The organism is Nitrospirillum bahiense (genome assembly GCF_007828025.1).
GTDB lineage: Bacteria > Pseudomonadota > Alphaproteobacteria > Azospirillales > Azospirillaceae > Nitrospirillum > Nitrospirillum amazonense.
Genome location: NZ_VITO01000026.1, coordinates 76,369 through 86,936 on the forward strand (window position 1 = coordinate 76,369; position 10,568 = coordinate 86,936).

General features: G+C 66.2%; 10 protein-coding genes and 1 tRNA gene. 5 read left to right on the plus strand and 6 right to left on the minus strand.

Going from position 1 to position 10,568, the window contains the following annotated elements; translation table 11 throughout:
• Nucleotides 1–109 precede the first annotated feature (109 nt).
• On the plus strand, nucleotides 110–970 hold the full coding sequence (locus FBZ88_RS26535) for a DUF4743 domain-containing protein (protein WP_145620021.1): 861 nt from the start codon (nucleotides 110–112) through the stop codon (nucleotides 968–970).
• 126 nt (nucleotides 971–1,096) lie between these two features.
• On the opposite strand, the gene FBZ88_RS26540 is transcribed toward FBZ88_RS26535, so the two are convergent.
• Both FBZ88_RS26540 and gluQRS read right to left on the minus strand, forming a co-directional pair.
• Nucleotides 1,097–1,576, minus strand: coding sequence for a hypothetical protein (locus tag FBZ88_RS26540; RefSeq protein WP_145620022.1), 480 nt, complete (start codon nucleotides 1,574–1,576; stop codon nucleotides 1,097–1,099).
• Nucleotides 1,577–1,690: 114 nt separating this feature from the next.
• Nucleotides 1,691–2,539 carry a tRNA glutamyl-Q(34) synthetase GluQRS gene (gene gluQRS, locus FBZ88_RS26545; RefSeq protein ID WP_145620023.1) on the minus strand — a complete coding sequence of 283 codons (849 nt, stop codon included), beginning with the start codon at nucleotides 2,537–2,539 and terminating at the stop codon, nucleotides 1,691–1,693.
• A 293-nt stretch (nucleotides 2,540–2,832) separates the two neighbouring features.
• On the opposite strand from gluQRS, the gene FBZ88_RS26550 reads away from it, so the two are divergent.
• Nucleotides 2,833–3,402 carry an HNH endonuclease gene (locus tag FBZ88_RS26550; RefSeq protein WP_411861176.1) on the plus strand — a complete coding sequence of 190 codons (570 nt, stop codon included), beginning with the start codon at nucleotides 2,833–2,835 and terminating at the stop codon, nucleotides 3,400–3,402.
• Nucleotides 3,403–3,407: 5 nt separating this feature from the next.
• On the opposite strand, the gene FBZ88_RS26555 is transcribed toward FBZ88_RS26550, so the two are convergent.
• Entirely contained in the window at nucleotides 3,408–4,283 is an 876-nt protein-coding gene (locus FBZ88_RS26555) for a LysR family transcriptional regulator (RefSeq protein WP_145620024.1), read from the minus strand.
• 256 nt (nucleotides 4,284–4,539) lie between these two features.
• Here FBZ88_RS26555 and FBZ88_RS26560 point away from each other — a divergent pair, with 256 nt between their 5' ends.
• Nucleotides 4,540–6,654: a TonB-dependent receptor plug domain-containing protein gene (locus tag FBZ88_RS26560; RefSeq protein ID WP_186464608.1), complete on the plus strand. Its 2,115-nt coding sequence runs from the start codon at nucleotides 4,540–4,542 to the stop codon at nucleotides 6,652–6,654.
• On the opposite strand, the gene FBZ88_RS26565 is transcribed toward FBZ88_RS26560, so the two are convergent.
• The 3 genes from FBZ88_RS26565 to FBZ88_RS26575 are packed head-to-tail and all read right to left on the minus strand — an operon-like array spanning nucleotide 6,655 to nucleotide 8,399.
• The gene (locus FBZ88_RS26565) at nucleotides 6,655–7,251 is read right to left on the minus strand and encodes a demethoxyubiquinone hydroxylase family protein (protein ID WP_145620026.1); all 597 of its coding nucleotides are present in this window, start codon (nucleotides 7,249–7,251) and stop codon (nucleotides 6,655–6,657) included. It abuts the gene before it with no gap.
• An 11-nt stretch (nucleotides 7,252–7,262) separates the two neighbouring features.
• Nucleotides 7,263–7,784, minus strand: a complete 522-nt coding sequence (locus FBZ88_RS26570) for a disulfide bond formation protein B (protein ID WP_145620027.1) — start codon at nucleotides 7,782–7,784, stop codon at nucleotides 7,263–7,265.
• Between the two features lie 30 nt (nucleotides 7,785–7,814).
• Complete coding sequence (locus FBZ88_RS26575; protein ID WP_145620028.1) at nucleotides 7,815–8,399, minus strand: YqaA family protein; 585 nt, start codon at nucleotides 8,397–8,399, stop codon at nucleotides 7,815–7,817.
• 402 nt (nucleotides 8,400–8,801) lie between these two features.
• Here FBZ88_RS26575 and FBZ88_RS26580 point away from each other — a divergent pair, with 402 nt between their 5' ends.
• Nucleotides 8,802–10,100 (plus strand): site-specific integrase, encoded by a 1,299-nt coding sequence (locus FBZ88_RS26580; protein ID WP_145620029.1) that lies wholly within the window; start codon nucleotides 8,802–8,804, stop codon nucleotides 10,098–10,100.
• Nucleotides 10,101–10,142: 42 nt separating this feature from the next.
• Nucleotides 10,143–10,227, plus strand: a tRNA-Leu gene (locus FBZ88_RS26585).
• Nucleotides 10,228–10,568 lie beyond the last annotated feature (341 nt).

The following is a 10,568-nucleotide window of genomic DNA, read 5'->3' on the forward strand; positions in this document are numbered from 1 at the left end:
CCAGCCCGACCCTAACCTTTTGGCGATAGTAACTGATATAGATCAACCGAAGACTGTTTGCCGCGATGGGCGACATTGCATCCGCGTCGTGGCCGGGCTAAACCGGGGCATGGCCTTCATCCGACACATTCAGGCGTGCAACACCCACGACGCGGCCGCCTTCCTGCCCTTCGCGGTCAACGGCCGGCCGGTGGGGCGCGTGCGTCCCGCCTTCGCCGACCGGGTGGCCTGCCTCAGCGACGCGTTCCGCCTGACGGGCGGGGCGGCGCCCCTGCTGGACCTGCTGCCCCCTGATCCCGCGCGCCGCAGCCAGGCGGTGGCCGAGGTGGTGGCGGTGCTGGCGGCGGAGGGGATGGTGCCCCCCTTGCGGGGAGAGGACTTCCCGGTGCTGGCGCAGTGGGGCCAGCCGGAACTGCTGAAAATCGACCGGGCGGCCGTACCCGGTTTCGGCGTGCGCGGCTTTGGCCTGCACGTGAACGGCTATGTGCCCGGCCCGGACGGGCGCATCGAGATGTGGGTGGGGCGCCGCGCCCGTGATCGCGGCGTGGCCCCGGGCAAGCTGGACAACATGGTGGCGGGCGGCCAGCCGGCCGGCCTCAGCCTGGCGGAAAACCTGGTGAAGGAGGCGCATGAGGAGGCGGGGCTGGATCCCGGCCTGGCCCGGGCCGCCGTGCCGGTTGGGGCCATCACCTATGTCTTCGACACGGTGGCCGGCCTGCGGCGCGACACCCTGTTCTGCTATGACCTGGCGCTCAGCCAAGACATCATCCCGCGCAACACGGATGGCGAGGTCGAGGCCTTCGAGCTCTGGCCCTTGGCCCGCGTGGCCGACAGCGTGCGTACTACCGACGATTGGAAGTTCAACGTCAACCTGGTGGTGATCGACTTCCTGATCCGCCACGGCCAACTCAGCCCGGATCACGAGCCGGATTACATGGATTTGGTGACCGGCCTGCGCGCCACCGACTGATACGCCAGAGTTCCTGCCTCAATTTCATAGGACGCGACCGCGTTCGCCGCAAGTTTCCGGGGAGCGAAGCGGACTGGAAACTGAGGATCAGCCAAGGGGCGGATGCCCCGCCGGCGCTTGAGGCGCCTAAAAAAGCGCGTCGATCGCGTCCTGGTCCAGCGTGGCCTGTTCCGTGGCGCCGTGGACGATGGCGCTGCCCCGGTCCACCAGCTTCTGCAGGCGCTGCCAGTAATCCGACGCCATGAAGCCCAGCACCTCGGGCGAGCCCAGTTCCGCCTCCAGCACCACCACCGCCTCGGCGATGGTCGCCTCCAGTTCCGCGATGACGCGATCGAAGGGCTGGCGATACTCGGGCGGCACATGGTCGTAGGCGTCGATGGCCAGAGCGGCAAAGCCCAGGCCGCTGCCCTCGAAATGTTGCTTGTAGGTCTTGGGCTGCCAGGCCCGGATCTCGTCCAGCATGTCCGGCATGTCGCCCAGCATGGACAACAGCATGATCACTTCGTTGAAGTGATTGAAGTAGTCCGTCGACAGCAGGGTGTTGCCGTCTATCGTCGTGTCTTTGACGAGGGTGCGGTAGTGGGCGAGGGTATCGGCATCAGGCATGGCGCGTTCTTACCACGGGGCCTTCCGTCTGGGTGGCGAAAAATTCGCTAAAAAGCGAAGCGTGTGCGCATGGCTAGATGAGCGCGACCCATTCTTGATCAAGTTGCTTCGCGATCAAGGCGATTCCATGCCCAGGCGGTCACAGACCTCGGCCGGTGTGGCGCCGCTGTCACGCAAGGCCGCCAGGCTGGCGGCCCCGTCGCGCTTGGCCAGCCGTTCGCCCCGCTCGTTCATCAGCAGGCGGTGGTGGTGCCAGGTGGGCACGTCCAGGTCCAGCAGGGCCTGCAACAGGCGATGCACGTGCGTCGCCTCCATCAGGTCCCGCCCCCGGGTCACCAGGGTGACGCCTTGCAGATGGTCGTCCACCGTCACCGCCAGGTGATAGCTGGTGGCGACGTCGCGGCGGGCCAGCACCACGTCGCCCAGGATGCCCGGCTGGGCCGCCAGGGGGCCGGCCTCGCGGTCGATCCAGGTCAGCGGCCCGGTCTGGCGGGCGGCCGTCGCGACATCCAGCCGCAGGGCGTGCGGCGCGCCGGCGGCCAGCAGCTCGGCCCGGCGGCCCGGATCCATGTGGCGGCAAGTGCCGGGATAGAGCGGTCCCTCCGGCCCATGGGGCGCCGCCCCGGCCCGGGCGATCTCATCCTGGATGTCCTTGCGCGAACAGAAGCAGGGGTAAAGCACGCCCAGCCCCGTCAGCCGGTCCAGGGCGGCGCGGTAGTCCGCCATATGCTCCGACTGGCGGCGCACCGGCTCCGGCCAACTCAGGCCCAGCCAGCCGAGGTCGCGGGTGAACGCCTGCTCGAACTCCGGCCGGCAGCGGTTGGGATCGATATCCTCGAAGCGCAGCAGGAAGGTGCCGCCCGCCTCCTTCGCGGCATGCCAGCCGAACAGGGCGGAATAGGCGTGGCCCAGGTGGGGCAGGCCGGTGGGGCTGGGGGCGAAGCGGGTGACGGGCTGGTCCATGTTCCCTGATACCATCGGCGGGCGGCCGTTGCCCACCCCGCCCCGTCAATCCATTACCGCGGTGCCTAGCCGCGTGAGGCCGAGTCGCGGGGGCGGTGGATGTTGGCGGGGCCTATAAAAGGGGGTACGCTGGCCTGCTGGCCCCACATCTTGTGGGTAGCGGTATGACGTTATCGTGAAATAGCGGGGGCCCCACGAAGGCGAGGATTGCCGAGAGGGGCGGGAAAGGCTAATAAGACGGTGATTTCTGGCCGTGGGTTCGGCCCGCGGCCGTCCTCGGGAACGGTGCGGGGGTGGTATTGTCTCCACCACTAGACAGTTGTCCGGCTTTGGTGCTGAACGCCGATTTTCGGCCGCTCAGTTACTTCCCCTTGTCCCTCTGGTCCTGGCAAGACACCGTCAAGGCGGTCTTCCTGGACAGGGTCAACATCATTTCCGTCTACGACCGCGTCGTCCGGTCGCCCACCGCGGAAATCCGAATACCCAGCGTCATCAGTTTGAAGGAATACATACCGGCGACGCGAAGGCCGGCCTTCACCCGCTTCAACGTTTTCCTGCGCGATCACTTCTGTTGTCAGTATTGCGGTGAGCCTTTCCCCACCCAGGAACTGACCTTCGATCACGTCATCCCACGCTCCCGCGGCGGACGCACCACTTGGGACAACGTCGTCACCTCCTGCTCCGCCTGCAACCTGGCCAAGGGCAACCGGCTGCCCCACGTGTGCGGCATGATCCCCTTGAGCCCCCCCTTCCAGCCCACGGTCTTTCAGCTGCAGGAAAACGGCCGGGCCTTCCCGCCCAACTTCCTGCACGAGAGCTGGCGCGACTTCCTCTATTGGGACACCGAGCTGGATCCGTTCTGACGGTTTCAGCGATGGGGCGCCGTACAGGCCAGCATCCAATCCTGGAAGGCCTTGATGCCGGGCGTCAGCGGTTTGGAGAACAGCCGCGTCAGCCAGTAGGACCCGGTGTCCACCAGCACGTCGAACGGCTGCACCAGCCTGCCCTCCGCCAGCTCCCGCCGGAACATGGCGGGTGGCGCCAGGGCGACGCCTTCCCCCACCATGGCCGACTGGATCATGAGGGTGGAGGCGTCGAACAGGGGCCCCCGCGCCGGGATGCCGGGCACGCCGGCGGCTTTCAGCCAGGCCGGCCAGTCCTGCGACCGATAGGATCGCAGCAGCGGATGCGCGGCCAGGTCGGCCGGCGTTTTTAGAACGGCGGCCAGGGCCGGCGCGCACAGCGGCGTCATGGGCGCGTCCACCAGGCGGTGCGCCTCGACGCCATGCCAGGCGCCGTCGCCGAAGCGGATGGCCAGGTCCAGGCTCTCGGTCCACAGGTCGACCTTGTTGTTGTTGGTCATGATGCGCAGATCGACGCGCGGATGGTGGGCCCGGAACGCGGCCAGGCGTTCGAACAGGAAGCCCACAGCGAAGGTGCCGACCACGCCCAAATTGACGATCTCCGCCGGGCCCGTTGCGCTGACGGCGTCCAGCGTCCGCTCCATCATGGCGAACGCCTCCAGGATCGTGGGCGCCAGGGCTTGCCCCTCATCGGTCAGGATCAGGCCCCGGGTGCTGCGGCGGAACAGGCTGACGCCCAGTTGCTCCTCCAGCCCGCGCACCTGATGGCTGACCGCCGATTGCGTGACGTGCAGTTCCGCCGCCGCGCGGGTCAGGCTCAGATGCCGGGCAGCGGCCTCAAAGGCCCGTAGCGCGTTCAAGGAAATGGCGCTGAGCGGCATGGGTCCCGTCCTTAGAAAAGCTCAGGATCGCGCCAAGGTATCGTCGTTTGCACCGGCAATCAAATGCTGGAATTTTAAGGCATTACCGACTGACGGGGGCGGGGTATCATGAGAAAAGCGCGGGGTACGTCCCGCTTTTCGCGAGTGCCACTCCCTCGTTTCCAGCCATGCGCCCACGTTTGCGACCTGCCGGCCCACGCCGGCGGGGAGGTGCGCCCATGTGCCTGTGCCAAGAGCATATGAAAGGGGGAACAGGGTGAAGGGCAGGGGGGTTCGAAACGCGGTTATCGCCGGCCTCGCCGTCGCCGCGCCATCGGCGCTGGCGCAGACGGAAGTCACCGTCACGGCCACCCCGCCGGAAGCCGTGCGCCTGGACGACCGCACGGTTTACGACCTGGCCGGCAACCTCCAGGCCAAGGGGGGCGGCAGTGTCGCCGACGTCCTGACCACCCTGCCCGCGGTCAGTGTCGATCCGGCAGGCAAGGTCCGCGTGCATGGCGCCGCCGTCACGGTCATGATCGATGGCAAGCCGTCGGCGGCCTTGCGCGGCATGCCCCTGGCGACGGCCCTGCAATCCATGCCGGCCAACACCATCGCCAAGATCGAGGTCATCACCGACCCGGGGCCGGAGTTCCGGGGGGATGCCGGCATCGTCATCAACCTGGTCACGCGCAAGCCGCGCAGCCCGGCGGCCAAGGCGGAGCTGGGGGCGGGCATCGGTCCGCAGGGGCGGCGCAGTGGCTCCGCCGCCGGCTCCTTCGGGGTGGGCGCCTGGACGTTCAGCGGCTCGGCCGACGTACGGGACGACATCCGCCACGACCTGCTGGACATCGACCGGACGGCCAAGAATGCCGACGGATCGGCCGCCGGCCGTCTGGTGGAGCATCGCTCCACCTTCGTGCCCTACACCAACACCACCGGCACCCTGAGCGTCTCCTATGCCGCTTCGGATCACGACACCGTCAGCCTCAGCGGGGAAGGGGCCCTGCGCCACCGGCCGCGCCAATACCGGGATGATCTGGGCGTCTATGGTCCCGATGGCGGGCTGACCAGCCGCAGCGTCACCCAGGACCGCGCCCCGCAGCACTTCGACCACGCCTCCCTGACCGGCGATTACGTCCGCAAGGGGGTGGTCGGCGGCGACACGCTGACCGTGAAGGCCAGCCATGAGGATCATGAGACGCTGCGCGACCAGACCGATGACCAGCTCTTCCAGGTTCCCGCGTCTGGTGAGGACATCTATCGCCAGCGGCACACCGAACGTGAGCTGATCGATACGGTCAGCGGCGACTATGTCCTGCCGCTGCCCCGGGAGGGGCAGCTCAAGCTGGGATTGGAGGTCGAGTCGGACCGCGTGCAGTCGGCCTATCAGGCGGGGGCGGTGGGTGATCCGGGTGACGGCGGGTTCGGCGCCACCCCCGCCGCGCGCTTCGGCCTCAACCGCACCCTCAGCGCCGGCTATGCCAACTATCAGCGCCTGCTGGGCCCCTGGCTGGCCAAGGGTGGGCTGCGGGTGGAGTCGATGGCGACCCGGTTTCTGGCCGGGGCGGATGGCATGCCGGACTCGAACGACCTGCGGTGGCTGCCCAGTCTATCTTTGGGCCGGGACCTTAACCCCGAAAGCCGCCTGACCTTCAGCTACACCCGGCGCATCGACCGGCCGACGACGGAACAGCTCAACCCGCTTCAGACCATCGTGGGGGCGACCACCATTCTGGGCAACCCCGGCTTACGGCCCAGCCGGACGGACTCGGTGGCGGCCGGCTATACCTACACGGCGGCGAAGGTGACGGCCAGCGGCACCCTGTATGCGCGCCGTCTGACCGACGATATCGTGGACTATCGCTATACTGCGGCACCGGGCGACACGGCCCTGGTCTCCACGGTGGAAAACGCGGGCAGCGGCACGTCGGCCGGCCTGGATCTGGCGGTGGATTTCCATCTGGGGCCGGACTGGACGGTCGGCCTCAGTTCCGACCTGTCCCACGTCCGGGAATCCATCCCAGTTGGCGGTGGCAACTATAACGGCGCCCTGTTCACGCACCTGACCAAGGTCAACCTGACCTGGACGCCGGCGGAGGGCGACTGCCTGCAACTCCAGGCGCAACTGCATGGCCGGTCGCTGGAGGCGGGCGGCACGCGGTCCGGCTATCAGTCGGTGACCCTGTCCTATGGCCATGACGTGACGTCCCGGCTGAAACTGATCGTCACCGCCAACGACGTGTTCAATGGCGTGCGGCGCGTGACATGGATCGACACGCCGCAGTATCGGGAACGGTCCGAATTGGCCGTGCCGGGACAGATCGTCTATCTCAGGCTGACGTACAGGCTGGGCGGCGACGAGAATAAGGCGGGCGCCGCCGCGCCATGATCAGACCCGTTCCGCCACCCAGATGACGGCGCGGGTGCCCGCCTTGATCAGGGTGTACAGCACGGGATAGCCGGTGGTCAGCTCGGCATGGTGGGCGATGCCGATGTCGCGGTGCTCCAGCTCCTCGGCCCGGAATTTCTCGATGGTGGCCTTCAGCTCCGCCTCGCCCGGGCCCAGGCGCTCCGCCTGTTCGGCATAGTGGGCGTCGATCGCCTCCTCCACCGCCACGGTGCAGGCCATAGCCGCCCGTTCACCCATCAGGGCGGTGGCGGCACCCAGGGCATAGCCGGCCACCTTCCACAGCGGCTGCAGGGCGGTGGGCCGCACACGGCGTTTCACCATCATCTGGTTGAAGGTGTCGAGGTGGACGCGCTCCTGCTCCTCCATATGGCGGATGGTGGCGCCCACCGGGCTTTTGCCCAGCACCGACAGCTGGCCGGCGTAGATGCGGGCGGCGCCGTACTCGCCCGCCTGGTCCACGCGGATGATGCGGGCGATCTGCGCCTCGGTGCCCAGGTCGCCCGGCAGGGGGCGGCGGGCCAGGCGCTCCGTTGGCTTGGGGGAAGCCGGCTTGTAGGTGTCAGTGGTGGCGGTCATGGCTGCCTCCCTCAGGCCCGCTTGGTACCGGCGCGGGCGGCCGCCCAGGCCACCAGACCCAGGATCAGCGAGGCCGGGAAGTTGAAGGCGGCCATGGAGATGCCGTGGAAGGTCCACTGCGCCTCGTCACAGCGCACCAGCGGGGCGGACAGCAGGCGCTCGCGCAACTGATCCAGCGTCAGGTTCTTGGGCATGCTGCTGCTGCAGGTGGTGAAGCCTTCCCACCAATGCTGCTCTACGCCCGCATGGAAGCCGGCGATGGCCGCCCCGGCCAGGAAGGCCAGTCCGCCCAGGACCAGCGAGGCGGTACGGAACCGCGGGTTCGCCAAGCCGGGCAGCAGCGCCACGATGGCGGCGACATAGGCCCAGCGCTGCCAGATGCAGAACTCGCACGGGTGCAGGCCGCCGACATACTGCGACAGCAGCGCCGTGCCCAGGGCCCCGACCGATGCCAGCACCAGCGCCGCCTGCGGCAGACGGGGGTGGGCCAGCAGGGACGGGGCGGCGGTCGGGCTGGGCGCGTAGGCGGTCATGGGGTGGTTTCCGGTTCGGGCGGCGAGGGCTTAGAGATGCAGGTACTTCACCAGGATGAAGCCGCTGATGACCAGCAGCAGGGCCACAGTGGTGACCAGCGTCAGGCGCTTTTCCACGAATGTGCGGATAGGCTCGCCGAATTTCCAGAGGAGGGCGGCGACAAGGAAGAAGCGCAGCGCGCGGGAGATGAGCGAGGCGCCGGCGAAGGTGGCCAGGTCGAACTGGAAGGCGCCGCTGGCGATGGTCACCAGCTTGTAGGGGATGGGGGTCATCCCCTTCAGGATGATGATCCAGGCGCCCTTCTCGTCGAAGCCCTGCTTGAACTCCATGTACTTGCCCATCAGGCCATAGGCCTCGATGACACGATGGCCGATGGTGTCCCAGAAATAATAACCGATGGCGTAGCCCAGGAAGCCGCCCAGGACCGAGGCGACGGTGCAGACCGTGGCCAGGAAGAAGGCGCGGCGCCGATCGGCCAGGATCAGCGGGATCAGCAGCAGATCCGGCGGGATGGGAAAGACCGAGCTTTCGATGAAGGAAATACCCGCCAGGGCCCAGACGGCATGGCGGTGGCCGGCGAGGGCGAGGGTGCGGTCATAAAGGCTACGCAGCAACGGGCATCTCCGACAGCGGGGCCGCCCTTTGGGATAAGGGGCAAGCCGGGCGCTACCCGTCTATCAGGTGCGCCCCGCGCCCGCAACCGCCGCCCCCGCCCCGCCGCGTGTCAACCCCGTGGCGCGACCCCATGACCCGCCCCTGACCCGGCGGTGCTATGCGGCGCTTGACCCCCGGCTTTCTATCGCTATGATCCGCCGCACGCTTGAAAGCGCCCGGTGCCTCCGTGGCGAAATGGTAGACGCGGCAGACTCAAAATGTTACGGGGCCTATTAAGTTAGGCAAAAACCCCTATATCTGTCAATGCGTTACGGCGTTATCCAAATCTAAAACAACTTTTGATACACTTACACATCACTTACACAAAACCGTACACAGCGCGGGTGTGGGAGGTGTGTGGCATGTCTGAGCAGCACACGATCCTTGAAGGCAAGGTTCATCTCTACAAGCGAGGAGATGGCCGCCATTGGCAATGCTCGGCCTATCTCAACGGCCAAAACCATCGCCGCAGCACCAAAGAAGAAAGCCTGTCCCACGCCAAGGAAGTGGCGGAGGACTGGTATTACGAACTGCGTGCCGCGCTCCGCAAAGGCATGAACAGCATCAAGGTCGAGGGCAGCGAACCGGCCCCGGCGGCGAAGGTTCCAGCGCCCAGCGAGAGGCTGTTTCGTGAAGGTGCCGAGGAGTTCATTGCGGAATTCACGGTGCTGTGCGCAGGCACCCGCAGCCCCAAATACATCAAGCTGCATATTGCCCGCATCCGAGGGCATCTGATCCCCTTCTTTGGCGACCTGACTTTCCCGGAGATCACCGCCGCCAAGATTCAGCAATACCGTATCCACCGGATTCAAGACTCCCCGGGGGGCAAGCCCCCTGCCCGTAGCACGATTCATCAAGAGATCGTGGCTCTCCGGCAGATTCTGACATCTGAGATGGACAAGGGCGGGCTCGACCGATTGCCGAGGCTGGCCACAAAGTACGACAGATCGGTCAAAATCTCGCATCGCGGCTGGTTCGGCCCCGACGAGTATAAGCGCCTTTATGAGGCGACGCGGCGACGGGTCCAGCAGCCGCCGAAGAAACGCTGGGTATGGTATTATGAGCAAATGCACGATTATGTGCTGTTCATGGCGAATACCGGCCTGCGCCCCGACGAAGCGGCGCGGCTCGAATTTCGGGATGTTCAGATCGTCAAAGACCGCGACTCAGGCGAGACCATCCTTGAGATCGAGGTGCGCGGCAAGCGCGGCATCGGCCACTGCAAAAGCACAGCGAGTGCCGTGCGCCCCTTCGAGCGATTGCAGGCACGGCTAAGGCCGAAAGCCGCCGGTCGGAACATGCGAGCGGAGGAAGGCGAGGAAGACCTTCGCCCGACCTGCCCGACCGACTTGATATTCCCGGGGGAGCGGCATGAACTGATGAATACAATTCTGAGGGAGGAAGGGCTAAAATTCGACCGGGACGGAAATCGCCGGGCTGCGTATAGTCTTCGGCACACATACATCTGCTTGAGATTGATGGATGGGGCTGATATCTATCAGATTGCAAAAAATTGCCGGACTAGCGTCGAGATGATCGAGAAGTTCTATGCTTCTCACCTCAAAACCACTCTTGATGCGGCGGCAATTAATGTTCGCAGGCCGAAGCCCAGGCCAACGTCGAAGGGCAAACCCCAATCAGGCCCTGAGGGACCGATTTAGCCCCTTCCGATTTTTGGGCTCTTGGGCTAGATAGAGGGCCGCGCGGGCGTGGTGAAACTGGTAGACGCGCCGGACTCAAAATCCGGTTCCGAAAGGAGTGTCGGTTCGATTCCGACCGCCCGCACCATCCTTTAACAGGCCGAGATTGAGCAGCCGGAACCGGCTGCCAGCCCGGCCTTTGCGAAGCGCCAGCCGGACGGCTGGCGCGGTGGCGATCAGCTCCCCGAACGGGGAGCCGCCATCGCAGCCCCTCCTTGTCGCGGGGGAACATCCGCAACAAGGAACGCCAATCATTCGAGTCGTCGGGAATCGAGGCTGATTTGCGATGATGTCCGAACTGAATGACTTATGCGGTCCCGTGGACCGCCGCTAACAGGCTGTTGAAAAAGCCTGTGGCTGCCTGAGTTTCAGCATGATTCACTGTTGGCCTTGGAACGGAGCCGAGGGCGGCATGCGGGGATCGGACGA